25 protein-coding genes are annotated in these 24213 nt (G+C 74.0%); 18 read left to right on the forward strand and 7 right to left on the reverse strand.

Annotation, left to right across the window (positions count from 1 at the left end; genetic code table 11):
- Positions 1–13 precede the first annotated feature (13 nt).
- Positions 14–2662 (forward strand): DEAD/DEAH box helicase, encoded by a 2649-nt coding sequence (locus ACILRH_RS01865; RefSeq protein WP_395690433.1) that lies wholly within the window; start codon positions 14–16, stop codon positions 2660–2662.
- Positions 2662–3381, forward strand: a complete 720-nt coding sequence (locus ACILRH_RS01870) for an SWIM zinc finger family protein (protein ID WP_395690434.1) — start codon at positions 2662–2664, stop codon at positions 3379–3381. The genes ACILRH_RS01865 and ACILRH_RS01870 overlap by 1 nt, the downstream gene beginning before the upstream one ends.
- Here ACILRH_RS01870 and ACILRH_RS01875 read toward each other — a convergent pair.
- Positions 3320–3904, reverse strand: coding sequence for a TetR/AcrR family transcriptional regulator (locus ACILRH_RS01875; RefSeq protein ID WP_395690435.1), 585 nt, complete (start codon positions 3902–3904; stop codon positions 3320–3322). The two genes, ACILRH_RS01870 and ACILRH_RS01875, sit on opposite strands and share 62 nt — an antisense overlap.
- Positions 3905–4119: 215 nt before the next feature.
- On the opposite strand from ACILRH_RS01875, the gene ACILRH_RS01880 reads away from it, so the two are divergent.
- The gene (locus ACILRH_RS01880; RefSeq protein ID WP_395690436.1) at positions 4120–5625 is read left to right on the forward strand and encodes an HYR domain-containing protein; all 1506 of its coding nucleotides are present in this window, start codon (positions 4120–4122) and stop codon (positions 5623–5625) included.
- Between the two features lie 72 nt (positions 5626–5697).
- Here the strand turns inward: ACILRH_RS01880 and ACILRH_RS01885 are convergent, their stop codons facing one another.
- Genes ACILRH_RS01885 through trxA form a run of 3 tightly spaced genes read right to left on the reverse strand, consistent with a single transcriptional unit; the run spans position 5698 to position 6748 of the window.
- Positions 5698–5961 carry a metal-sensitive transcriptional regulator gene (locus ACILRH_RS01885; RefSeq protein WP_395690437.1) on the reverse strand — a complete coding sequence of 88 codons (264 nt, stop codon included), beginning with the start codon at positions 5959–5961 and terminating at the stop codon, positions 5698–5700.
- A gap of 2 nt (positions 5962–5963) precedes the next feature.
- A complete protein-coding gene (locus ACILRH_RS01890) occupies positions 5964–6362 on the reverse strand; it encodes a DUF302 domain-containing protein (RefSeq protein ID WP_395690438.1) in 399 nt (132 codons plus the stop codon).
- On the reverse strand, positions 6362–6748 hold the full coding sequence (gene trxA, locus ACILRH_RS01895) for a thioredoxin (RefSeq protein WP_395690439.1): 387 nt from the start codon (positions 6746–6748) through the stop codon (positions 6362–6364). Before trxA ends, ACILRH_RS01890 begins: the two co-directional genes overlap by 1 nt.
- Positions 6749–6857: 109 nt before the next feature.
- On the opposite strand from trxA, the gene ACILRH_RS01900 reads away from it, so the two are divergent.
- The 9 genes from ACILRH_RS01900 to ACILRH_RS01940 all read left to right on the forward strand — a co-directional run bounded on the left by ACILRH_RS01900 (position 6858) and on the right by ACILRH_RS01940 (position 17388).
- Positions 6858–9017 carry an MMPL family transporter gene (locus ACILRH_RS01900; protein WP_395690440.1) on the forward strand — a complete coding sequence of 720 codons (2160 nt, stop codon included), beginning with the start codon at positions 6858–6860 and terminating at the stop codon, positions 9015–9017.
- 51 nt (positions 9018–9068) lie between these two features.
- Positions 9069–9233 carry a hypothetical protein gene (locus ACILRH_RS01905; RefSeq protein ID WP_395690441.1) on the forward strand — a complete coding sequence of 55 codons (165 nt, stop codon included), beginning with the start codon at positions 9069–9071 and terminating at the stop codon, positions 9231–9233.
- Between the two features lie 10 nt (positions 9234–9243).
- A complete protein-coding gene (locus tag ACILRH_RS01910; protein ID WP_395690442.1) occupies positions 9244–9447 on the forward strand; it encodes a DUF2892 domain-containing protein in 204 nt (67 codons plus the stop codon).
- 79 nt (positions 9448–9526) lie between these two features.
- Positions 9527–11053, forward strand: coding sequence for a carboxyl transferase domain-containing protein (locus tag ACILRH_RS01915; RefSeq protein WP_395691202.1), 1527 nt, complete (start codon positions 9527–9529; stop codon positions 11051–11053).
- Positions 11054–11180: 127 nt separating this feature from the next.
- Positions 11181–13046, forward strand: coding sequence for an acetyl/propionyl/methylcrotonyl-CoA carboxylase subunit alpha (locus tag ACILRH_RS01920; RefSeq protein ID WP_395690443.1), 1866 nt, complete (start codon positions 11181–11183; stop codon positions 13044–13046).
- Positions 13039–13974 (forward strand): hydroxymethylglutaryl-CoA lyase, encoded by a 936-nt coding sequence (locus ACILRH_RS01925; RefSeq protein ID WP_395690444.1) that lies wholly within the window; start codon positions 13039–13041, stop codon positions 13972–13974. Before ACILRH_RS01920 ends, ACILRH_RS01925 begins: the two co-directional genes overlap by 8 nt.
- Positions 13971–15065: a hypothetical protein gene (locus ACILRH_RS01930; RefSeq protein WP_395690445.1), complete on the forward strand. Its 1095-nt coding sequence runs from the start codon at positions 13971–13973 to the stop codon at positions 15063–15065. Before ACILRH_RS01925 ends, ACILRH_RS01930 begins: the two co-directional genes overlap by 4 nt.
- Positions 15066–15076: 11 nt before the next feature.
- Positions 15077–16177, forward strand: a complete 1101-nt coding sequence (locus ACILRH_RS01935) for a hypothetical protein (protein WP_395690446.1) — start codon at positions 15077–15079, stop codon at positions 16175–16177.
- Positions 16174–17388: a hypothetical protein gene (locus tag ACILRH_RS01940; protein WP_395690447.1), complete on the forward strand. Its 1215-nt coding sequence runs from the start codon at positions 16174–16176 to the stop codon at positions 17386–17388. The genes ACILRH_RS01935 and ACILRH_RS01940 overlap by 4 nt, the downstream gene beginning before the upstream one ends.
- On the opposite strand, the gene ACILRH_RS01945 is transcribed toward ACILRH_RS01940, so the two are convergent.
- The gene (locus ACILRH_RS01945) at positions 17349–18041 is read right to left on the reverse strand and encodes an EcsC family protein (protein ID WP_395690448.1); all 693 of its coding nucleotides are present in this window, start codon (positions 18039–18041) and stop codon (positions 17349–17351) included. The two genes, ACILRH_RS01940 and ACILRH_RS01945, sit on opposite strands and share 40 nt — an antisense overlap.
- 33 nt (positions 18042–18074) lie before the next feature.
- Between ACILRH_RS01945 and aat the strand changes: the two genes are divergently transcribed.
- Positions 18075–18776, forward strand: a complete 702-nt coding sequence (gene aat, locus ACILRH_RS01950; protein ID WP_395690449.1) for a leucyl/phenylalanyl-tRNA--protein transferase — start codon at positions 18075–18077, stop codon at positions 18774–18776.
- 14 nt (positions 18777–18790) lie between these two features.
- Positions 18791–19231: a hypothetical protein gene (locus ACILRH_RS01955; protein WP_395690450.1), complete on the forward strand. Its 441-nt coding sequence runs from the start codon at positions 18791–18793 to the stop codon at positions 19229–19231.
- Positions 19232–19268: 37 nt separating this feature from the next.
- Here the strand turns inward: ACILRH_RS01955 and ACILRH_RS01960 are convergent, their stop codons facing one another.
- Both ACILRH_RS01960 and ACILRH_RS01965 read right to left on the reverse strand, forming a co-directional pair.
- Positions 19269–19598, reverse strand: a complete 330-nt coding sequence (locus ACILRH_RS01960) for a rhodanese-like domain-containing protein (RefSeq protein WP_395690451.1) — start codon at positions 19596–19598, stop codon at positions 19269–19271.
- Positions 19595–20461, reverse strand: a complete 867-nt coding sequence (locus tag ACILRH_RS01965; protein ID WP_395690452.1) for an Fpg/Nei family DNA glycosylase — start codon at positions 20459–20461, stop codon at positions 19595–19597. Before ACILRH_RS01965 ends, ACILRH_RS01960 begins: the two co-directional genes overlap by 4 nt.
- 190 nt (positions 20462–20651) lie before the next feature.
- Between ACILRH_RS01965 and ACILRH_RS01970 the strand changes: the two genes are divergently transcribed.
- The 4 genes from ACILRH_RS01970 (at position 20652) to ACILRH_RS01985 (ending at position 24118) form a co-directional block, all read left to right on the forward strand.
- Positions 20652–20918, forward strand: a complete 267-nt coding sequence (locus tag ACILRH_RS01970; RefSeq protein WP_395690453.1) for a hypothetical protein — start codon at positions 20652–20654, stop codon at positions 20916–20918.
- A gap of 198 nt (positions 20919–21116) precedes the next feature.
- The gene (locus ACILRH_RS01975; RefSeq protein ID WP_395690454.1) at positions 21117–22319 is read left to right on the forward strand and encodes an AAA family ATPase; all 1203 of its coding nucleotides are present in this window, start codon (positions 21117–21119) and stop codon (positions 22317–22319) included.
- A 29-nt stretch (positions 22320–22348) separates the two neighbouring features.
- A complete protein-coding gene (locus ACILRH_RS01980; RefSeq protein ID WP_395690455.1) occupies positions 22349–23137 on the forward strand; it encodes a glycerophosphodiester phosphodiesterase in 789 nt (262 codons plus the stop codon).
- A gap of 18 nt (positions 23138–23155) precedes the next feature.
- Entirely contained in the window at positions 23156–24118 is a 963-nt protein-coding gene (locus tag ACILRH_RS01985) for a DUF5926 family protein (RefSeq protein ID WP_395690456.1), read from the forward strand.
- Positions 24119–24213 lie beyond the last annotated feature (95 nt).

Raw genomic sequence — 24213 nt, forward strand, 5'->3', positions numbered from 1 at the left:
GCGGAGACCGGGGATGAGCTTCGTCCCCGTCACCGGACCCGCGGTCTTCCGGCCGGCCGAGCCGCCACGGGAGGGCGTCGTGGAGTTCACCGACGAACGGCGCACGGTCGCGCTGCCGATCCGGGCCGCGCTCCCGGTGCTGGCCAAGGCCCGCAGCCGCGCGGACCTGCACCCGTCGGTGGGTCTGCTCTCGGGCGCGGCCCTGCTCGCGATGCGGCTGGTGGCGGCGGGCAAGTTCGCCCCCGCCGACGGCCACTGGCGGGCGGCGGGCCTGGACCGCGACGACGAGGACCGGATCTCGATGCTGGCGACCGGCCGGGCCGAGGACGAGCGGCTGGTGCGCGACCTGATCGACGCGGTCACCGACGCGATGCCGCGCGGGGCGCCGACGACCACCCAGGCGCCGGCCGTACGCCCGCCGGGCCGGCCCTCCTTCGAGGAGCGGCTGCAGGCCCGGCTCGCCCGCCACCAGCGGGTGGACGCGCGCGACCTGCCCCAGCTGGTCTCGGTGTCCGTGCGCGTCGAGGCCGACGAGGAGGAGCTGGTCGCAGGCGCCGTCCGTCTGGTGCCGCAGGCGCACGACGAGCAGAACCCGCTGCACGTGTGCGACCTGGTCGACCTGTGGACCGGGAGCCCTGCCGAGCACGGCTTCGGGGAGCGTGCCCGCACCCACGCGACGATCGCCCTGCGGGCGGCGGCCGACGCCTGGCCCGTGCTCGACCGGCTGCTCGAGCTGCGGGTGCCCGACCAGCTGACCCTGGAGACCGACGAGCTGGTGAGCCTGCTCGAGGAGGGCGTGGGTGCGCTGCGCGCGGCCGGGGTCGACGTCCTGTGGCCCAAGAGCCTGGGCCGCGACCTCACCGTGACGACCGTGCTGGACCGGGCGCCGGCCGGACCGCGCGAGGAGCCGCTGGACGCCCCGACCCTCGGCACCGACGCGCTGTTCGCCTTCAACTGGCAGGTCGCGCTGCACGGCGAGCCGCTCACCGCCGAGGAGATGGACCGGCTCGCCCGGTCGGCGTCCCCCTTGCTGCGCCTGCGTGGTGGCTGGACCGTCGTCGACCCGTCGATCGCACGGAAGGCGAGGAAGCGGCTGGTCCGCACCGCCAGACCGGCCGAGGCCGTCGCCGCCGCGCTCACCGGGACGGTGCAGGTCGCGGAGGTCGAGGAGCAGGTCGTCGTCGGGGCGAGCCTGCTCGCGCTCCGGGAGCGGGTGGTGACCGCCGCGACCCGGGAGCCGGTCGGGCCGCCGGTCGGGCTCGCCGCCGATTTGCGCGACTACCAGCGCCATGGGCTGACCTGGCTGGTCGAGCTCACCGACCTCGGGCTCGGCGCCTGCCTGGCCGACGACATGGGGCTGGGCAAGACCGTCACGCTGATCGCCCTCCACCTGCACCGTCGCGAGACCGGTCGCCCCGGGCCGACCCTGGTCGTGTGCCCGGCCAGCCTGCTCGGCAACTGGGAGGCGGAGGTCCGCCGGTTCGCGCCCGGCACGCCGGTGGTCCGGTTCCACGGCAGCACCCGTGACCTGACCCGGGCGGGTGACGGGTTCGTGCTGACGACCTACGGCACCATGCGCAGGGACGCGGCGACCCTCGCGGAGGTCGGGTGGGACCTCGTGGTCGCCGACGAGGCGCAGCACGTGAAGAACGCCCGGACGTCGACCGCGCGGTCGTTGCGGACCATCCCGAGCGCGGCCCGCGTCGCGCTGACCGGCACCCCCGTCGAGAACGACCTCACCGAGCTGTGGTCCATCCTCGACTGGGCCACGCCGGGACTGCTCGGCAGCCGCAACGCCTTCCGCAAGGTCTGGGCCGGGCCGATCGAGTCGGGCCGGGAGCCGACCAAGGCCCGGCAGTTCGCGGACCTGGTCGGCCCGTTCCTGCTGCGCCGCCGCAAGTCCGACCCGGGTGTCGCGCCCGAGCTGCCCCCCAAGACCGAGACCGACCACCTGCTGCGGCTGACCCGCGAGCAGGTCGTGCTCTACGAGTCGTTCGTCCGCGACACGATGGCCCGCATCGAGCGTGCCGACGAGGACAGCCGGCGCGGCCTGGTGCTGATGCTGCTGACCGGCCTGAAGCAGATCTGCAACCACCCGGACCACTTCCTCAAACGGTCCGGTGCGCGGCTCTCGGGTCGGTCGGAGAAGGTCGACCTGCTCGACGAGCTGGTCGGCACCGTGCTCGCCGAGGACGGCGCGGTGCTCGTGTTCAGCCAGTACGTCGCCATGGCGAGGCTGCTCGAGGGCCACCTGGCCCGTGCCGGCATCCCCCACCAGCTGCTGCACGGCGGCACCCCGGTCCGCGAGCGCGAGCAGATGGTCGAGCGCTTCCAGGCCGGCGAGGTGCCGGTCTTCCTGCTGTCGCTGAAGGCCGGCGGCACCGGTCTCAACCTGACCCGCGCCGACCACGTCGTGCACGTCGACCGGTGGTGGAACCCCGCGGTCGAGGAGCAGGCGACCGACCGTGCCTACCGGATCGGTCAGACCAAGCCGGTCCAGGTGCACCGGATGGTCACCCGCGGGACCGTCGAGGAGAAGGTCGCCGAGCTCCTGGACCGCAAGCGCGCTCTCGCCGACGCCGTGCTGGGCCGGGGCGAGGCGGCGCTCACCGAGCTCAGCGACGCGGAGCTGCGCGACCTCGTCACCCTCCGGCCGGGCTGATGGCCGCGGCGGTCCTGCATCCCCGGGTCGCGCCGCGGCGCTCGAGCGTGCGGGCCACCAGCTGGTGGGGCAAGGCGTGGGTGCGCGCGGTCGAGGAGGCGGCGTACGACGAGGCCGACCTGGTCGCCTCGCGGCGGCTGGCGCGCGCCGGCCACGTCGGCCGGATCTCGACCGAGCCCGGCCGGTTCGTCGCCTCGGTCGAGGACCGGCGCGGTCTGTGGACCGTCGAGGGCAGCCTCCCGGTGCTCGACCGCGCGGACGGCGACGCGCTGGTCGAGGCCGTCGCCGCCGAGTCCGGGCGGGTCGCCGCGCTGCTGGCCGGCGACCTTCCGCACGGGCTCGTCGAGCACGCCGAGGAGTCCGGCGTCGAGCTGTTGCCGTACGGCGGCGAGCTCGGGTCGTCGTGCACGTGCGATGCCTGGGCGGACCCCTGCGTCCACGCGCTCGCCGTCCTGCAGCAGCTCACCTGGCTGGTCGAGGCGGACCCGTTCGTGCTCCTGCAGCTGCGCGGGCTGCCGCGCGAGGAGCTGCTGGCGCGGCTGTACGCGCGCACCGAGCCCGACGCCGGCCCGGACGGGGCCGACGGTGACGAGGAGGACGCGGACCTCGACGCCGCGCTCGAGGCCGCGCTCTACGCGGCCCGGCTGCTGCGAGAGGTCACCGCCGACCCCGGTGCCTCGGCGGCCGAGCCGTCAGCGCCCCCAGCGCCATCCGGGTGAGCAGCTCCTGCATCCGGGCGTCGGGCAGCAGCCCGCTGTGCGGCGTGGAGTTGATCAGGCCGAACGCCGCGTGGGCCATCGCCCGCGCGGTGGGCAGGTCCAGCCGGCGGTCGACCCGGCGCAGCTGCGCGGCCCAGAGGTCGACGTACTCACGCTGGAGCGTGCGGACCCGCTCTCGCGCGTCATCGGGCAGCGACTCCCAGTCGCGGTCCTGCACGACGATCAGCGGCCGGTGCCGCAGCGCGAAGTCCACGTGCCAGTCCACCAGGGCGGCGACGGCCGCCTCCGGGCCGGCCGCCTCGGCGACCCGCTCGCCGCCCACGCGCAGGAGCTCCTCGCTGATCGAGACGAGCATCTCGGCCAGCACGGCCTGCTTGGACGAGAAGTGCTTGTAGAGGGCCGGTCCGGAGATCCCGCACGCCGCGCCGAGGTCGGCCACCGAGACGCCGTGGAACCCGCGGGTCGCGAAGAGCTCCGCCGCGGTGGCGAGGATCTGGCTGCGTCGGTCCACCGGCGGGCTCACCCGACCAGGTTAGCGGTCGCTAACCGGGTGGGGGCCCGATCGGGCTGCCCCGGACGGGGCACCCGAGCTGGCCCGGACGGGTCAGGCCCCGGGCGGCCGGGCTCACTACCGTCACGAGCGGTGGCAACGACGCCACCGATCTCGGAGGGAAGCACATGATCTCGACATCTCGGGCGATCGCGCATCGTCTCGTCCCTGCGGCGGTCGGAACCGCCGTGCTGACCGTCGTCACCGCCACCGTGGCGGCGGCCACCCCGGGCGTCAGCCCGGCCCACTACGCCGACGCGCTGGACCCCGGTGCCTCGGTGACGATCACCAAGACGGTGGAGACCCCACCGATCCCGCCGAAGCCCGACATCGTCCTGATGGCCGACACCACCGGGAGCATGGGCTCGAGCATCACCAACGTGCGCACCAACGCCGGCGACATCCTCGCCCAGGTCCAGGCGGCCCAGCCGGACGCGCAGTTCGCCATCGCCGAGTACAAGGACGACGAGTCGTCGTCGCCGTTCGCCTACCGGGTCGACCAGCAGCTGACGGCCAGCGCGTCCGACGCGGTCGCGGGCATCGGCGCCTGGTCGGCCGGGGGCGGCGGCGACGAGCCCGAGGCGTGGATCGGTGCGCTCGGCAAGGTGCCCTCGACCATCGCCTTCCGCCCCGACAGCACCCGGGTGCTGGTGATGTTCGGCGACGCCCCGAGCCACGACCCGTCGCTCGGTTTCACCGAGGCCGGCGCGACGAGTGGTCTGGTCGCCTCCGGCGTCCAGGTGATCGCCATCAACGTCAACGGCATCAACGGCGCCCACCTCGACAGCCTCGGGCAGGCCACCCGCGTCACCGGGGCCACCGGCGGCTCCCTCGCGGCCGCCGACCCGTCCCAGGTCGCCGGCACGATCCTCAGCGAGCTGCGCAACCTGCCGGCGGTCGTCACCCCCGACACGACCTGTGACCCGGGTGTCTCGGCGTCGTTCAGCCCGGCCGCGCGCACGGTCACCTCGGGTGACACGACGACGTTCGACGAGACGTTCACGCTGACCGCCGACGCCCCGCAGGGCGGCACGGTCACCTGCACGACGCGCTTCCTGGTCAACGGCGAGCTGCCCGGCCCTGCGTTCGTGCAGACCGCCGAGATCACCGTCAACGACGTCACCCCGCCGGTCGTGACGGTGGAGAGCAGGACGGTCGAGGCCACCTCGCCCAGCGGCGCCACCGTGTCGTACGACGCCACGGCGGTCGACAACGTCGACGGACCGCTCACCCCGACCTGCGCACCGCCGTCCGGCAGTCTCTTCGGGCTCGGGGCCACGACGGTGACCTGCCAGGCGACCGATGCCGCCGGCAACACCGGCACGGGCACCGGCACCATCACGGTCGTCGACACCACGCCGCCGACCGTGGGCTGCCCGGAGGGTCCGAACCCGGCCGGCCACGTCCCGTCGTCGCACAACCCCGACGGGTTCTTCCGGCTGACGGCCACCGACGTCGTGGACACCAGCCCGGAGGTCTACCTGCGCGACACCGGGAGCGGCACGGTGTGGGGACCGTTCGCGAGCGGCCAGTTGATCAAGTACACCGAGAACGGTGCCCGGCCGTCGATGAAGACCATGCCCGGCGGCATCCTCAAGATCACCGGCACCGGTGACGCCGAGGTCTACGCCACCGACTTCAGCGGCAACACCTCGGCACCGACGGCGTGCCTGGTGCCGCCGCCGCCGAAGTAGACGCGCGGGAGCACGGCGCAGCGCGCGGGGCGGGGGCCGGGGAGGTCCTCGCCCCGCCCGCTGCGGCCGGTGTCAGGCCAGCGAGAGGAAGAGCTTCTCCATCTTCTTCACGTCCATGGTGGTGGCGCCGTCGTCGGACATCAGACACTGCTGGAGGCCGGTGGCCACGATCGCGAAGCCGGCGCGGTCCAGCGCCTTGGACACCGCCGCCAGCTGGGTGACGACGTCCTCGCACTCGCGGCCCTCCTCGAGCATCCGGAGGACGCCGTCGAGCTGGCCGCGGGCCCGCTTGATCCGGTTGATGACCGGGCTCATCTCCTGCGGGTCGAGCTCCATGCCTAGTCCTCCTCGTCCAGGGCGGCGAGCGCCGCGGTCAGTCGGGCCCGGGCCTCGTGGGCCACGGGAGCGAGGTCGTCGCCGGCGAGGGCGGTCATCACCTCGGGGTCGAACGCCTGCACCTGCGTGGTCGTCTCGTCGACCGCGCGCACCACCACGTTGCACGGCAGCACGGCAGCGACCGTCGGCTCGATCTGCAGGGCCGCGTGCGCGAGCTGGGGGCGGCAGGCGCCAAGGATGACCTGGGGCGGCACGTCGACGCCGAGCTTCGCGGCCAGGGTCGCCCGCAGGTCGATCTCGGTCAGCACCCCGAAGCCCTGGTCGGCCAGCGCCGCGCGGACCTCGCCGACGGCCTGGTCGTAGGGGCGGTCGAGGGTGGTCGACAGGGTGTAGCCGCCCATCAGGGCTGCTCCCCCGGGTGCCCGTCCTGCTGCTGCGCGGCGAGCTGGGCCCGGACGTCGTCCATGTCCAGCTCGCGGACCGCCGAGATCACCTGCTCCAGCGCCGGGGCCGGGAGCGCGCCGGGCTGGGCGAAGACGAGGATGCCCTCGCGGAACGCCATCAGCGTGGGGATCGAGGTGATCTGCGCGGCCGCGGCGAGCTCGCGCTCGGCCTCGGTGTCGACCTTGCCGAAGACCACGTCGGGGTGCGTCTCGGACGCCTTCTCGAAGATCGGGCCGAACTGGCGGCACGGGCCGCACCAGGAGGCCCAGAAGTCGACCAGCACGATGTCGTCGCTGGTGACCGTGGTCTCGAAGTTGTCCTTGGTCAGGGTGGTGGTGGTCATGCGTCCTCCTGGGTCTCTCCCGGGTTTGACGATACCCCCCGGGGTGTTAGTGTTCGCAACGTTCGATACCCCCCGGGGTATTCCGTCACCCGTCGGAGGACGCTCTCGCATGACCACCACCCACGCCGCACGCTCGCACCCGGCCCTCGCGCCCGCGGTGCGCCCGGGGCCGCTGGGCCGACTCGGGCTCGCCGTCGTCAACCATGCCCGCACCACCACCGTGCTGTGGCTGGTCGTCATCATCGGGCTCGGCATCTTCGCGCCGAAGGTCGAGGCCGAGCTCTCCGGCGCCGGCTGGCAGGCCCAGGGGTCGGAGTCCGTGGCCGCGCGCGAGCTCGCCCAGGAGCACTTCGGCGGCAACGCCAGCTCCGCGATCCAGGTGGTCGTGCACGATCCCGACGGCCAGGTCACCCAGGGCGACGGGGCAGCGGTCATCGCGAAGGCGACCGCGCTGCTGCAGGCCGACGACCGCATCGGACAGGTCGTCGCGCCCCAGCCGGGCGCGACGCTGAGCCAGGACGGCCACACCGCCGTCGTCCTCGCGGGGGCGAACGCCTCGACCGACGACATGGTCAAGGCGGCCAAGGACCTGAGCGACCCGCTGCAGCAGCTCGGCACCGGCTCGGTGACGGTCAACCCGACCGGCGCCTCCCAGCTGTGGGCCGACTTCAACGCCGCCAACCTCGAGGCGATGATGAAGTCCGAGATGCTCTCCTGGCCGGTGACCCTGGCCATCCTGGTCCTCGCCTTCGGCGCCCTGGTCGCGGCCGGGCTCCCGCTGATCCTCACCCTCGCGGGGCTCGTCGCGTCGGCCGGGTCGCTCGTCCTGCTCAACCAGCTCTTCCCGGTCTCGATCTGGGCGATGAACTTCGCGATGATGTTCGCCCTCGCGCTCGGCATCGACTACGCGCTGTTCCTGGTCGTCCGCTACCGGGGCGCGCGGATGGGGCACGACCGTCCGGTGCCAGACGCCATCGCCGAGACGATGGACACCGCCGGCAAGGCGGTCCTCCTGTCCGGCCTGACCGTGCTGGTGTCGCTCTCGGCCGTGATGCTGGTGCCGTCCCCGGCGTTCCGCTCGATGGCCGGCGGGATCATGCTGGCGGTCGTCTTCGTGCTCGCGGCGACCTTGACCCTGCTGCCGGTGGTCCTCGCCAAGCTCGACCTGCGGATCAACAAGTTCGCCCTGAAGTGGGTGCACACCGGCGAGCACCGCTCCGCCCGGTTCGCCGCCTGGGGCGAGCGCCTGTGGCGCAACCCGTGGCTGTACGGCGCCGGCGCGCTCCTCGTGCTCCTCGCGCTCGCCGCCCCCGTGCTCGGCCTGCGCACCGCGATGCCCTCGATCAAGGTGCTCCCCGAGGACGCCAGCGCCCGCGTCGGCTACGACCTGGTGCAGCAGTCCTTCGGCGACGGCGCACCCGGTGCGCTCCAGGTCGTGGTCGACGAGGGCCAGGCCGACCAGGCCGCCGCCGTCCTCGCCGACGACCCGGGGATCGCCGGAGCCATGCCCGCGCAGCCCGCCACCGACGACAGCGGCCTGGCCCTGATCTCCGCGGTCCCGACCGTCGACCCGTCCGACCCGGCTCTCTCCGACACCGTCGACCGGTTGCGCGCCGACCTGCCGTCCACGGCGCTCGTCGGCGGAGCGGCCGTGGAGAACCTCGACCTGAAGGCGCAGCTGGACGAGTCCACGCCGCTGGTGATCGGGGTCGTCCTGCTGCTCGGGTTCCTGCTGCTGCTCATCGCGCTGCAGGCACCGCTCATCGCCCTGCTCGGCACGCTGGCCAGCCTGCTCTCGACGGCGGCGGCGTTCGGCGTCGCCCGGCTGGTGTTCCAGGAGGGGTGGGGGACGTCGTTCCTCGGCTTCGAGCACCAGGGCTTCCTCGACGCCTGGGCTCCGGTGTTCTTCTTCGCGATGATCTTCGCGATCGCGATGGACTACACCGTCTTCCTGCTGGCGTCGGCCAAGGAGCACTACGAGGGCTCCGGCAACCCGCGAGAGGCGATGGTCGGAGCGCTGGCCCACTCGGGCCGGGTGATCTTCGCGGCCGCCGCCGTGATGGTCGCGGTGTTCTTCACCTTCGCCCTCGCCGGCCCGCTGCCGCCCAAGGAGATGGGCATCGTCCTCGGCGTGGCCGTGCTGCTCGACGCCTTCCTCGTGCGGCTCGTGCTGCTCCCGGTCGTGCTCCGGCTCACGGGTCGGGCGGCCTGGTGGTCGCCCGCCTGGCTGCGCCGGATCCTGCCCGACGTCCACTTCTCCCACGGCTGAGCCGACCGGCTCACCGTCCCGCCCGACCCCCGATCGAGAGGAAGAACCTGCATGTGCCGACGAGTGACCTGCCGCAAGTGCGGCAAGGCGGACTGGAAGGGGTGCGGCCGGCATGTCGACCAGGTGTTGGCCGGCGTGCCGCGCTCCCAGCGGTGCCAGGGCCACCAGGGTGAGCCGTCGACGGGCTTCTTCGCCCGCGTCTTCGGCCGGGCGTGAGGGGGCCGCGATGAACATGGACCGCGCGGTGTTCGCCCTGGCCGGCACGATGGTCGTGGTCAGCGTCCTGCTGACCGCCCTCTTCTCGCCGTGGTGGCTGCTCCTGGCCGCGTTCGTGGGGCTCAACCTCCTGCAGTCGGGCTTCACCGGCTTCTGCCCGGCGGCGGTCGTCTTCCGCCGCCTGGGGATCCCGGCCGGCTGCGCCTTCAGCTGACCGCCTGTCGACCAGGACCTGCTCCGCCGCGGCGGTGGCGCGCCAGGTTAACGATCGCTAACCTGGTGCGGTGAGTGAGATGCGAGAGCTGGTCGGGGAGCTGCGCGAGCGGCTGGCGACCGTCCGGCAGGGCGGCAGCGAGTCCGCCCGCCGCAAGCACACCGACCGCGGCAAGCTGCTGGTGCGCGACCGGGTGGACCGGCTGCTCGACCCCGGCAGCCCCTTCCTCGAGCTGAGTCCGCTGGCGGCGTACGGGATGTACGGCGACCCGGGGACCACCCCGGTCCCGAGCGCCGGCGTGGTCACCGGCATCGGCCGGGTGAGCGGCCGCGAGGTGGTCGTGGTCGCCAACGACGCCACCGTCAAGGGCGGCACCTACTACCCGATGACGGTCAAGAAGCACCTGCGCGCGCAGACCGTCGCCAGCGACAACCACCTGCCCTGCATCTACCTGGTCGACTCCGGCGGCGCGTTCCTGCCGATGCAGGACGAGGTGTTCCCCGACCGGGAGCACTTCGGCCGGATCTTCTTCAACCAGGCCAACCTGTCCGCGCGCGGCATCCCGCAGGTCGCCAGCGTGATGGGCAGCTGCACCGCCGGTGGCGCCTACGTCCCGGCGATGTCCGACGAGACCGTGATCGTGCGCAACCAGGGCACGATCTTCCTCGGCGGCCCGCCGCTGGTGAAGGCCGCGACCGGCGAGGTCGTGACCGCCGAGGAGCTCGGCGGCGGCGACGTCCACGCCCGCACCTCGGGGGTCGTCGACCACCTCGCGGAGGACGACGCACACGCACTCGCCATCGTGCGCAGCATCGTCGGCACCCTCGAGCGGCGCCCCCCGGGTGCGCCGTACGAGCTGGCACCGGTCGAGGAGCCGCACGAGGACCCGGCCACGCTCTACGACGTCGTGCCCGCCGACACCCGCACGCCGTACGACGTGCGCGAGGTCATCCGCCGCATCGTCGACGGCAGCCGGTTCCACGAGTTCAAGAAGCTCTACGGCGAGACCCTGGTGACCGGGTTCGCGCACGTGTGGGGCCACCCCGTCGGCATCGTCGCCAACAACGGCATCCTCTTCAGCGAGTCGGCCCTCAAGGGCGCCCACTTCATCGAGCTGTGCAACCAGCGCGGCATCCCGCTGGTGTTCCTGCAGAACATCACCGGCTTCATGGTCGGCCGCGAGTACGAGAACGGCGGCATCGCCAAGGACGGCGCCAAGCTCGTGACCGCGGTCGCCTGCTCGGTCGTCCCGAAGTTCACCGTCGTGATCGGCGGCTCCTTCGGCGCCGGCAACTACGGCATGTGCGGCCGCGCCTACGACCCGCGGTTCCTGTGGATGTGGCCCAACGCCCGCATCTCCGTCATGGGGGGCGAGCAGGCCGCCAGCGTCCTCGCGACGGTCGCCGGCAGGCCCGACGACGAGGACTTCAAGGCCCCGATCCGCGAGCAGTACGAGACCCAGGGCTCGCCCTACTACGCCTCCGCCCGGCTGTGGGACGACGGGATCATCGACCCCGCCGACACCCGCCGCGTCCTCGGCATGGGCCTCGCGGCCGCCGCCAACGCCCCGACCCCGGATCCCTCCTACGGGATCTTCAGGATGTGAGGCTCGCAGTGAGGCGCGAGGGACGAGCGCGGCGCGTGGGCGAGACCAGGCAGAGCTTGCCCCGCGACCGAGGGACGAGGTCGCGACGGGCGCGTCGAAATCCAGTAACCCTGACCAAGGCGGTTTGATGCACACCCTCCTCATCGCGAACCGTGGCGAGATCGCCCTGCGCGTCATGCGCACCGCCCGCCGGATGGGCATCCGCACCGTCGCGATCTTCACCGACGCCGACGTGACCGCCCCGCACGTGCGGGCCGCTGACGAGGCGCGGCGGGTCGAGAGCTACCTCGACGTCGAGGCGGTCGTGGCGGCCGCGCAGGCGGCCGGCGCCGACGCGGTCCACCCCGGCTACGGGTTCCTCTCCGAGCGCTCCGCGTTCGCACGTGCCGTGGAGGCCGCCGGCATCACCCTGGTCGGCCCGACCGCCGAGGTGATGGACGCCATGGGCCGCAAGGACGCCGCCCGCGAGATCGCCGTCGCCGCCGGCGTGCCCGTGGTGCCGACCGGGGACGACGCCTCCTTCCCCGTCCTGGTGAAGGCGGCCGCCGGCGGCGGCGGCAAGGGCATGCGCATCGTCCGCGACGAGTCCGAGCTCGAGGAGGCGCGCGCCGCGGCCGCTCGCGAGGCCCGCAGCGCCTTCGGCGACGACACCATCCTGGTCGAGAAGTACGTCGAGCGCGGCCGCCACATCGAGGTGCAGGTCATGGCCGACGCCCACGGCAACGTCGTGCACCTCTTCGAGCGCGACTGCTCCACCCAGCGTCGGCACCAGAAGGTGCTGGAGGAGGCTCCGGCGCCCACGATCACGCCGGAGGTCCGCGAGCTCGTCACCTCCAGCGCGGTCGCGCTCGCGGCGCACGTCGGCTACCGCAACGCCGGCACGGTGGAGTTCCTTCTCGACCCTGATGCCAATGGGGGAACGGGTGAGGCCTACTTCCTGGAGATGAACACCCGCCTCCAGGTCGAGCACCCCGTGACCGAGGCGATCACGGGATACGACCTCGTCGAGCTCCAGCTGCGCGTCGCCGACGGGGAGCCGCTGCCGATCACCCAGGACGACGTGACCGTCACCGGCCACGCGATCGAGGCCCGCGTCTACGCCGAGGACTCCTTCGGCGGCTTCCTGCCCCAGGCCGGCCGCACCAGCATCGTGCGGTGGCCCGACGGCGTGCGGGTCGACCACGCGCTCGAGCCCGAGCAGGTCGTGAGCACGTCGTACGACCCCATGCTCGGCAAGGTGATCGTCCACGGCGCCACCCGCGAGGACGCCCGGCGCGCTCTGGTCGACGCGCTGGACCGGACCGCGATCCTCGGGCTGACGACCAACACCGGCTTCCTGCGGGCCCTGGTGGCCGGGGACGAGTTCCGCGACGCGACCATCGACACCGCCTGGCTCGACCGCCACGAGGTGGCTCCGCCCGACGCCGGCCTGCCGCGGGTCCTCGTCGCGTGGGTGAGCGCCATGCTCGCGGCGGCCGGCGACGCACACCACCCCTTCCAGTCCGACGGGTGGCGCTCGGGGGCCGACCCCGCGCCGACGATCGTCGAGCTGGACCGACCCGTCGTCGTCGACCGGTACGCCGGTCGGGTCGACGACCTCGCGGTCCGGCAGGTGTCCGCCGCGAACCACGTGCTCACCCTCGAGGTCGCGGGCGAGCTGGTCTCCGCCGTCGTCAACGTCCAGCCCCACGTCGCCGAGGTCGCCCACCACGGCCAGCGGTTCGTCTTCGAACGACCCGACGTCTTCGGCGACCACGCCGTCGACGTCAGCGACGGCGCGATCGTCGCGCCGATGCCGGGCACCGTCCTCGACGTCCGGGTCGCCGACGGCGACCGGGTCGAGGCCGGCCAGGTGCTCGTCGTGGTCGAGGCGATGAAGATGGAGCTGGCGCTCAAGGCGCCGTTCGACGGCACCGTCGCCCGCGTCGCCGCCACCACCGGCGCCCAGGTGGCGCTCGGCCACCCGCTGCTGGAGGTGCAGCCCCATGACTGACCTGCCGATGACCGTCCGGGCCGACGGACTGCCCGACCGCGTCACGATCTACGAGGTCGGGCCGCGCGACGGCCTGCAGAACGAGGCCGCGATCGTGCCGGTCGAGGTCAAGGCCGAGTTCGTGCGCAGGCTGCTCGCCGCGGGCCTCCCGACCGTCGAGGCGACCAGCTTCGTGCACCCGAGGTGGGTGCCCCAGCTCGCGGACGCCGCAGAGCTGATGGGGCTGCTCGGGTCGGCCGGGCGCGACTGCCCGGTGCTGGTGCCCAACGAGCGGGGCCTGGACCGCGCGCTCGAGCTGGGCGTGCGGCACGTCGCGATCTTCGGCTCCGCGACCGAGACGTTCGCGCAGCGCAACCTCAACCGCGGCCTGGACGAGCAGTTCGCGATGTTCGAGCCGACGGTGCGCCGGGCACGCGACGCCGGGCTCGACGTCCGGGCCTACGTCAGCATGTGCTTCGGCGACCCCTGGGAGGGGCGGGTGCCGGTGGAGCAGGTGGTCGGCGTCGGCAAGCGGCTCTTCGACCTCGGGGCCAGCCAGCTCAGCATCGGCGACACCATCGGCGTGGGCACGGCCGGCCACGTGACCGCGCTGGTCGAGGCGTTCACCGCCGCCGGCATGGACGTCGACCAGCTCGCGATGCACTTCCACGACACCTACGGGCAGGCGCTGGCGAACACCCTGGCGGCGCTGCACGCCGGCGTCACGACGTACGACGCCAGTGCCGGCGGCCTGGGCGGCTGCCCCTACGCGAAGAGCGCGACCGGCAACCTCGCCACCGAGGACCTGGTCTGGATGCTCACCGGTCTCGGCATCGAGCACGGCGTGGACCTCGACGCCGTCGTCGCGGCCAGCACCTGGATGGCGCGGCAGCTGGGGCGGCCCAGCCCCTCGGCCGTCGTCCGCGCCCTGGCACAATCCGGAGAATGAGCCGGAGGGTCTACCTGCACGTCGGTGCGCCCAAGACCGGCACGACCTACGTGCAGGACCGGCTGGCGGTGAACGCCAAGGAGCTGGCCGGCCACGGCGTGCACCTGCCGACGACGTCCAGCCTCGTCGACCCGCCGCTCGCGCACTTCCGCGCGGCCCTGGACCTGCTCGGCCAGGACTGGGGCGGCACCCCGGGCCACGCGGACGGCGCCTGGGACGCCCTGGTGCGGCGCATCCAGCGCCGCTCCGGCACCGTCGTCGTCAGCCATGAGATCCTCGCACCGGCGACCCCCGCCCAGGTCGCCAAGGTGATGCGTGACCTCGCCGGCAGCGAGATCCACGTGGTCTACACGGTGCGCGACCTCGCCCGGCAGGTGCCCGCGGCCTGGCAGGAGAGCGTCAAGCAGGGCCGCCGGTGGAGCTACCGGCGGTTCCTCGACCGCTTCGTGAAGGGCCGCACCTGGTTCTACCGCGCGTTCGACGTGCCGCGGGTGCTCGGCACGTGGGGCGCCGGCCTGCCGCCGGACCACGTGCACGTGGTCACCGTCCCCCCGTCGGCCGACGACTCCACCGGTGACGTGCTGTGGGAGCGGATGTGCGCGGCGCTGCGGATCGACCCCGCCTGGGCGCCGGTGGACAGCGACCGGTCCAACCGCTCGCTGGGCATCGCCGAGACGCAGGTGATCCGCCAGCTCAACCGCCGGATGGACCGCCGGGCGATGCGCGAGTCCTACTACGACGAGCTGATCCGCGAGATGCTCGCCCAGGGCGAGCTCGTGCGCCGGAGGTCGGCAGCGGTGACGCTGCCGCCGGACCGCTACCCCTGGGCCCAGGAGCGGGCCGAGCGCTGGATCGAGTGGATCGAGGGCAGCGGCGTGCACGTGGTCGGGGACGTCGACGACCTGCGGCCGGTGGCGCCGGACCCCGAGGAGACGTGGCACGACCCGGACAAGGTGGGGACCAAGCGTCAGCTGAGCACGGCGCTCGACGCGCTCGCCGCGATGACCCGGGAGGCGGCCCGCCGGCCCGACCCCGAGCGTCAGCTCACCCAGCGGGTGCGGGCGCAGGTGCAGCGCGTCCGCGACCGATGAGCCCGGAACCGATGGCGCAGGACGCGGCCGCCGGCGTCCGGCGGGCGTGGGGCTGGGTGGCCCACCTGCGCGCCGGCGGCACGACGCCGTGGTCGGCGTGGGCGGAGCACGGGGACCGGGGTGGCCGGGTGCTCCCCGGTGCCCAGCAGCTGGAGCTGCTGCGGCGCCTCAACCAGGCCGGTCGACCGGGTCCGGTGCTGGTCGAGCGGGTGCTCGCGGCGAGCGCGCCGGGCCGGGGCCGCCCCGACCTGGAGCTCCTCGGCGCGGTGGACGCCCTGGCGTTCGGACCGCCACCGGTCGATCCCGCGGACCTGCCCGACGACGAGCTGGTCCGGGTGGCGACGAGCCTGCTCGCCGAGGACGTCGTCGCCGCCGGCGTCCCCGACGGCGGCACCCCCCGACGGACCCGCTGGCGACGCCGGCGCTACCGGGTCGTGGGCGACGGGGCGCTGGCCGACCCGGTGCGGGCCGCATTGGTCGCCTCGGGCCGCCCGCCGGGTGGGCGCGGCGCGGTCGTGCTCGTGCTCGGCACCGACGTCGCGTCGATGACCGTCGACGCGTGGACGACGCGGAGCCTGGGGGAGGGCGCCCCCCGGTGGACCGACTGGCTGGCGGGGCACGCGCGGCGAGCGGTGCTGCCACCGGCCGCCGACCCGCTGCGGGTGGCGCGCACCTGGGCCGGCCGGGTCGGCCAGGACCGGGTCCGGGTCGTCCTGGACCCGGCCGCGCTGCCGCAGCTGGTCGGGGTGCGCGGTCCGCTGCCGGGGCCGGTCGCGCTCGGCGCCGACCCGACCGAGCTCGCCCGGCGGCTGACCCAGGTCCTCGACCTGCTCGCGGTGCCCGAGCGCCGTCGCGCGCTCGTGCACGGCACGCTGCTGCCGCGACTGGCCGCGCTCGGCGGGACGCCGCTGCGCGTCCCCGAGGAGCACGCCGACTGGCTGCACGCGGCCGCCGTCCGGGTGCGCGACGGGCTGCTCCGCGATGGTTACGCTGTGGTCGGCGACCCCGACCGGCTGCTGCCGGTCGACCGACCCGGTGTCGCCGAGCCCTCGGACGCCGGAGTCCTGGCGCTCGCGCTGCGCCTGCTGCTGGAGAACGAGGAGGACCTGTGAGTGCGCGTGTCCTGCTCCACGTGGGCACCCCGAAGACGGGCACGTCGTACCTGCAGGACGTGCTGTTCCGCAACCGCCGGGTGCTGGCGGACGCCGGGATCCTCTACCCGGCCGACCGCTTCGACGCCCACTTCCTCGCCGCGCTGGACCTGATGCGGCTGCCGTGGGGCGGCCTGGAGGCCGAGGCGGTCGGCGCGTGGGACCGGTTGGCCGCCCAGGTGCGCGCGCACCGCGGCACCGCGATCATCAGCCACGAGATCCTCGCCACCGCGTCGCGCGCCCAGGCCGGCCGGGCTCTCGCCTCGCTGGGCCACGGCGAGGGCACCGAGGTGCACGTCGTGCTGTCGGTGCGCGACCTGGTCCGCCAGATCCCGGCGGAGTGGCAGGAGAACGTCAAGCACCGGGCCTCGCTCAGCTACGGCGCGTTCCTCCGGCAGATCCAGGACCCGGCGCGCGAGAGCCGGATCGCCACCTGGTTCTGGGGCGTCCAGGAGCTGCCCGACATCCTCAACCGCTGGGGCCACGAGCTGCCACCCGAGCAGGTCCACCTGGTCACCGTGCCGCCGCCGGGGGGACCGCCGCAGCTGCTCTGGAAGCAGTTCAGCGTGGCGTTCGGGCTCGACGGGCTCGACCTCGACCTCGAGGGCGAGCGCCAGAATCCGTCCCTCGGCGCACCCGAGACGGCGCTCGTGCGGCGCATCAACCGGGCCGCGAACCAGCACGTCACCCCCGCCGACTACCGGCCGCTGGTCCGGGAGCTGCTGGCCCACCAGACCTTGTCCCGGCGGACCCGGTCGCCGCGGCTCGCCCTGCCGCCGGACGCGCACCCGTGGGCGACCGAGGTGATGCGCAGCTGGGTGGCGGAGGTCGAGCGGCGCGGCTACGACGTCGTCGGCGACCTCCACGACCTCGCGGGCGCTCCGCCCGTGCAGCGGTACGCCGACCCCGACCACCCGTCCGAGAAGCAGGTGTCCGCGGCGGCCGTCGACGCCATCACCGCCCTGCTGCAGGAGGGTGCCCGGCTGCGCCACCGTGAGGCGGAGCTGAGCCGCGAGCTCGACGAGACGAGGGCCGCGCTCGAGCGGGCCTACCTGCGGCCGACGTACCGCTGGCGGGAGAAGGTCGTGCGTCGCCTGCGGGCCAGCGCGACCGGGCGCCGAATGCTGGCCGCCTACCGGCGGGCGCGCGGGCGCAGCTCACCCGCGGCGTAGCGACCGACCCGCCAGGTCGCCCACCCGTCGGCCCCCATGCCGAACGCGCCGCCGACGATCGGGGTGCGCCGGGCGATGGTGATCGCCAGCCGCTTGCCGCCCACGCGCTGGATCAGGTCGGAGGCCACCTCGGCGGTGATCACCCGGTCCAGGGCGGGGTCGTGGACCGGCGCCGTGGCGATCGCCATCGGCGGACCGGGCAGGGCACGCTCACGGATCCGTTGGTCGACCTGCTGGCGCCCGAGCATGCAGGCGAGGACCGCGTTGCGGACCCGGGGGTCGTCGAGGTCGTAGCCGTGCAGGTGCGCGATGCCGGCCACCATCCGCGCCTGCACCAGGGCGAGGCCGGCCAGGTTCGCCGGGATCGTGACGGTCGCGGTGATGACGCCACCGAGCCCGGTGACCAGCCCCTGCGCGCCCGCGTACCGGACGTGGTTGTCGATGACCTCCCCGACCGCCTTGCCGACGTGACCGTGCTGCTCGGCGAGCTGGGCGTCCGCGGCGTGCGCGGCCGACGGCAGCGGGCCGACCCCGTGGATCGCGCGGTGCAGCGCCTCGCGGACGAAGGAGTGGGTGAGGTCCGGTGCCAGCCGCGGCACGTGCGGCGCCACCCGCTGCCCGACCAGCTTGCCGGCGCTCGACGCGACACCCATGCGCTCGATCGTACGGGGACTACGGTCGGGGGCATGCCCGTCGAGCCCGCGCCCTCGCGCTGGGCGTTCGGTGACCCGAGCCGCTACGACGCGAACGACGACCTGGTCGCGATCGGGGCCGACCTCGAGCCGGGCACCCTGCTGGACGCCTACCGGCACGGGCTCTTCCCGATGCCGTCGGGAGCCCCGGGTGACCCGCTCTACTGGTTCTGCCCGGTCCGGCGGGGAGTCCTCCCGCTCGACGGACTCCGGGTCTCCCGCTCGCTGCGCCGCGCGGCCAGGGACGTCGAGGTCCGCGTGGACACCGCGTTCGAGGAGGTGCTCGACGGCTGCGCCGACCCGCGGCGACCGTCCGGCTGGATCGACCAGGAGGTGGCGGCGGCCTACGTGCGGCTGCACCGGCTCGGCTGGGCGCACTCGGTGGAGACCTGGCGCGACGGGCGGCTCGTGGGTGGTCTGTACGGCGTCGCGGTCGGTGGCCTCTTCGCCGGGGAGTCGATGTTCCACCGCGAGCGCGACGCGTCGAAGGTGGCGCTGGTCGCACTGGTCGACCTGCTGCGCGACGAGCACGCCGACCGCCGCCTGCTGGACGTGCAGTGGTCGACCCCCCACCTGGCCTCGCTCGGCGCGGTCGAGGTGCCGCGCGCGGCGTACCTGCGCCGGCTCGCGGTCGCCCTGGAGGCGCCCCTTCCGTCGTTCACCGGGGTGGACCCTGACGGACCGCCGCCGGGATAGGGCAGGGTGGGGGCATGAGGACTGCTCAGAGGACCGCACTGACCGTCGCCGGCGTCGCGCTCGCGCTCGGGACCCTGGCCGGCTGCGGTGGCAGCGACGGTGGCAGCGACGGGGGTGGTGGCGGCATGCCGACCAGCGCGTCGAAGGAGGACTTCTGCGGCAACTTCGAGCAGCTGGCCAAGGACCTCGGCGGGCTCGGCACGGGCGACGCGTCGAAGGCGGTCAGCACGCTGCAGTCCGCCGCGGACGACATGGCGGCCACCGGCACCCCGGAGGGGATCCCGGACGACGCCCGGCACGGCCTCGAGGTCACCCTCGACGCGATCTCCGGCCTGCCGGACGACGCGACCGTCGACGACATCTCCAACCTGGAGAAGTCGCTCAGCGAGGAGGACCAGAAGGACGCCGACGCCTTCGACGCCTACCTGAGCAAGGAGTGCGGCGAGATCGGCTGACGCCGCCCGCCTGCTGCACGAGCTGCTAGACGACCTGCTAGACGACCTGGGGCGGTGCGCCGGTCTCGCTGACCATCGGCCGGCCGGCCGCCGCCCAGTCGAGCATCCCGCCGGCCAGGTTGACCGCGTCATGGCCCTGCTGCTGCAGCCACATCACCGCCTGCGCCGAGCGGGCGCCCACCTTGCACACGACCAGGGTCTGGGCGGCGGGCAGCTCGGCGACCCGCAGCGGCAGCAGGGACAGCGGCACGTGCACGGCGCCCTCGATGTGGCCGTGCTGCCACTCGACCGGCTCCCGCACGTCGAGCACGACCAGGCCGTCGGGCAGCGGGTCGGGCACGCCGGCGACGTCGACGGTGGGGATCACTTCAGCAGCCTGCTCATCCGCCGGTCGGCCAGCGGCTTGCCGCCGGTCTGGCAGGTGGGGCAGTACTGCAGGCTCGAGTCGGCGAAGGACACCTCGCGCACCGTGTCCCCGCAGACCGGGCAGGGCTGGCCGGTGCGTCCGTGCACGGCGAGGTTCGACTTCTTCTCGCCCTTCAGCTCGCTGGCCGCGAGTCCCCGGGACCGGTCGACCGCGTCGCCGAGGGTGACCCGCAGGGCGTCGTACAGGACGTGGAGCTCGTCGTCGGTGAGCTTGCCGGCCGCCTTGTAGGGCGACATCCGCGCCGCGTGCAGGATCTCGTCGGAGTAGGCGTTGCCGATGCCGGCGATCGTGCCCTGGTGGCGCAGCACGCCCTTGAGCTGCTTGCCGCCCTCCCGCTCGAGGATCTCCCGGAACCGCTCGACGGTGAAGTCGTCGGTGAGCGGGTCCGGGCCGAGGGTGGCGATGCCGGGCACGTCCTGCGGGTCGCGCACGACGTACGCCGCCAGGCTCTTGCGGGTGCCGGCCTCGGTGACGTCGAGGCCGGACTGGTCGTCGAGCACCACCCGCAGCGCGAGCGTCGACTTCGGGCTCGGCTTCGGCGGGATGGTCGGCACCTCGTCGCGCCAGCGGACCCAGCCCGCCCGGGCCAGGTGCAGCACCAGGTGGAGCCCGGACGCCTCGATGTCGAGGAACTTGCCGTGGCGGCCCACCCCGTCGACGAGCGTGCCCTCCAGCGCCGCGAGCGGCGGGTCGAACGTCTTCAGCGCGCTGAACTGCGCGACGTGGATCCTGGCGATCGCGTGGCCGTCGAGCCGGCCCGCGAGGTCGAGGGCCAGCGCTTCCACCTCGGGCAGCTCGGGCACGCCTGCGAGTGTAGGCGGGGTGCTGGGTGGCGGCGGTGCGGGTTTACCCGGTCGACCGGGTAGACCTGCGCTTGTCGGCCGAAACTTCGGCCGACAAGCGCAGGAATAAGCCGACAAGCTCGGGGAGCGGGCGTCGGGTCCGGCCCCGCGACCCGGTGACACGGAGCGCCTTGCGGGCGCATGATGGGCCATGGCCGCCGTCCGCCCGCTCCCGCAGCAGGGGTCGATCTTCCTCGACGCCCGCGGTGGCGACCGCGCCATGCGGGTGTCGTGGCACGAGGAGTCCGGGCTGGTCGTGCTGTCGCTGTGGCGCGACAACGTCTGCACCGGCTCGTTCCGGCTGGCCGTCGACGAGGTGCCGGCGCTCATCGAGCTGCTCCGCGCCGGGCTGGTGCGCTCGTACGACGACGCGCGGGCCCGACTCGCCGCGGTCGACCCCGGCTCGGCCACCGCCTGACCGCCCCACCCCTGTCGGGACGGGCCCGGCAGGGTTCGCCCGGTCAGGCTGTTCCTGACGTTGTCGGCCGTTGCAACCCCTGACAACGTCATGGAGAGCCTGACAACCCCGGATGAATCCCCGGCTGACCGGGGATTCATCCACCCCACGCGGGCGGAAATCTACGGAATCCGCTAGACACGCGGATACGGTGCGGACATGGACCCGATCCGCAACCCGTACGCCCCGGGAGCGGGCCAGCGACCGCCCGAGCTGGCGGGGCGCGACCGCGAGCTGGAGCAGTTCGAGGTGACCCTCGAGCGGGTGGCGGCGGGCCGGCCCGAGCGCAGCATGGTGCTCAGCGGCCTGCGGGGCGTCGGCAAGACCGTGCTGCTCAACGCCCTGCGCGGCCAGGCGGTCAAGCGGGCGTGGGGGACCGGCAAGATCGAGGCCCGGCCCGACCAGGGCCTGCGGGTCCCGGTCGCGCAGGCGGTGCACGCCGCGGTCCGCGAGGTCGCCCACCGGCACCGCGACCCCGACCGGGTCGACGAGGTGGCCGGGGTGCTCAAGAGCTTCGCGCTCCAGGCCTCGCTCGACGACCGCCGCGCGGCGTCGCGGGCCGGCGCGCGGTGGACCCCGCCGGTCGATGTCCCGGCCGCCCGCGGCCGCGCCGACTCCGGCGACCTCGAGCTCGACCTGGTGGAGCTCTTCAGCGACGTCGCCGGTCTCGCCGGCGACCTCGGCGTCGGCGTCGCGGTGTTCGTCGACGAGATGCAGGACGTCGCGCCGGCCGAGCTGGCCGCCCTGTGCGGCGCCTGCCACGAGATCAGCCAGCAGGGCGCCCCGCTGGTGGTGGTCGGTGCCGGCCTGCCGCACCTCCCGGTCGCGCTCGCCGGCGCCAAGTCGTACGCCGAGCGGCTGTTCCGCTACGTGTCGGTCGACCGGCTCCCCCGGGAGATGGCCGACCGCGCCTGGCGGCGCCCGGCCGCCGAGGAGGGGGTGGCCTTCGAGCAGGACGCGCTGGACGAGCTGTACCGGCTCACCGACGGCTACCCCTACTTCGTGCAGGCCTACGGCAAGGTCACCTGGGACGCAGCACTCGGCTCACCCATCACCATCGCCGACGTGCGCGAGGCCGCACCGGACGCGGAGGCCGAGCTCGCCGTGGGGTTCTTCGGCGCCCGCTTCGACCGGGCCACCCCGGCGGAGCGCGACTACATGACGGCCATGGCCGACCTCGGGGCCGAGCACGGGGACGGTGCCATCGCGACCGCCGACGTGGCGCGGCACCTGGGGCGCAAGCCGCAGTCGCTGTCACCGGCCCGCGACGGCCTGATCAAGAAGGGCCTGGTGTTCTCCGGCGAGCGGGGGAGCGTCGCGTTCACCGTCCCGCACTTCGGGCAGTTCCTCCGCTCGCGCTGACCACGCCGACTCTGCCCCACAATGGCCCCGTGAGACCGTCGGTCGTCGCCCACCGCGGCGCCAGCCACGAGAACGCCGAGCACACCCTCGGTGCGTACGTCGCCGCGCTCGACGACGGCGCGGACGGCGTGGAGTGCGACGTGCGGCTGACCGCGGACGGCCACCTGGTCTGCGTCCACGACCGCGACCTGCGCCGCACCGCCGGGAGCCCCGGCGTCGTCTCGACGATGGAGCTCGCCGAGCTCGACGAGCTCGACTTCGCGTCCTGGAAGAACCCGTGGGCCGACCTGGACGACGACGCTCCGGAGAGGGACGAGCGGCTCGACCGCGTGCTGACGCTGCGCACCCTCCTCGAGACCGTCGCGGACTACGACCGCCGGGTCGAGGTCGCCGTCGAGACCAAGCACCCGACGCGGTATGGCGGGCTCGTCGAGCGCCGCCTGGTCGACCTGCTGCGGCAGTTCGGCTGGGACCGGCCCGGGTCGCCGGCCCGGGTGATGAGCTTCAGCTGGACCGCCCTGCAGCGCGTCGAGCGGCTGGCCCCCGACGTCCAGCTCGTGCAGCTCGTCGAGAAGGCCCACCACTGGCCGATGCTGCGCCAGGTGATCGGGCCGGACTGGCTGGTCGGTCCGGGCATCGGGGAGCTCACCGACCACCGCAAGCTCGGCAGGCGGATCCGGAGGTCGGGCCACGACATGCACGTCTGGACGGTCAACACCCCGGCCCAGCTCGACCTGTGCCTCGAGCTGGGGGTGCAGGCCGTGATCACCGACCGGCCGGCCTACCTGCTCGACCTGCTCGACCAGCGCGGCCTGTAGGAGCCTAGGCTCGCCGCCATGGCGAAGAAGTCCCGCACCAAGGCCCGCTCCCAGGTCGACCAGCAGCAGGCACCCGGCGAGATCGGGCCGCGGCAGCCGTGCCCGTGCGGTTCCGGCAAGCGCTACAAGGCCTGCCACGGGGCCGCGGGCGGTGCGCCGGCGCCGTTCGTCAGCCGGCCGTTCGCGGGCCTGCCGTCTGAGTGTGACGTCGTCGCGATGCGCGAGCTGGTGCCGGCCGCGACCGCCCCCCTGACCCTCTCCGGCCAGCACGTGGGCGAGCACGCCGGGCGCAGCGTGCAGCTGTGCACGCTGCTGCCGATGGCGGCGCCGGCGATGGTGCGCGACAGCGGCGAGATCTGGCTGGGCCTGCAGGTCCAGCACCACTTCGGCGACCCGGCGCGCGACCTCGGGGCGGTGCTGCTCAGGGCGCTGGACGCCGAGGCGGGCATCGTCGGGCTGACCGACCCGCCCGGCGAGGGCCCGCGGCTGCAGGACCTGGTGGCCGGCGACCGGCTCGACGTCACGGTGCACGAGGGCTTCGACTTCTGGATCGCCGACGTGCCCGAGTCCGACCGCGCGGCGCTGGCCGCCGGCCTCGAGCAGGCCAACGCCGCGGCGTCGCCCACCGCGCGGCTCACGACCGTCGAGGCGGCGTACTGGACGAACGTCGGCCCCAAGGAGCACCTGCGCTGGGTGCTGCCGGAGGAGGAGGGGCCGCTGCTCGACGCGCTGGCCCGCCTGCACGCGGCCGGGCGGGACACGCTGGTCGACGGCTCCCGGCTGGTGGGGATGTTCCGCGCCCACGGGCTGCTCGCCCCGGTGTGGGACCTCGCGGTCGGCACCGGTCCGGAGGCGCTCGAGGAGCCGGTGGAGCGGTTCGCCGCCGAGCTCGCCGAGGCGCTGGCCGACACCTCCGACCTCACCACGGAGCAGCGGTCCGCCCGCTCCGGGCTCGCCAACCGCCAGGTCACCCTGCGCTGAGCAGGGCCTCGCTGCGCCACGTGGCCGCGGGGAGTTGTGCCAGGTGCTCTGGGGACGTAGATTCGCAGACGCTCGGTCGTTGTCGTGTCCCCCGT

It is taken from the genome of Nocardioides sp. (assembly GCF_044226765.1).
Lineage (GTDB): Bacteria > Actinomycetota > Actinomycetes > Propionibacteriales > Nocardioidaceae > Nocardioides.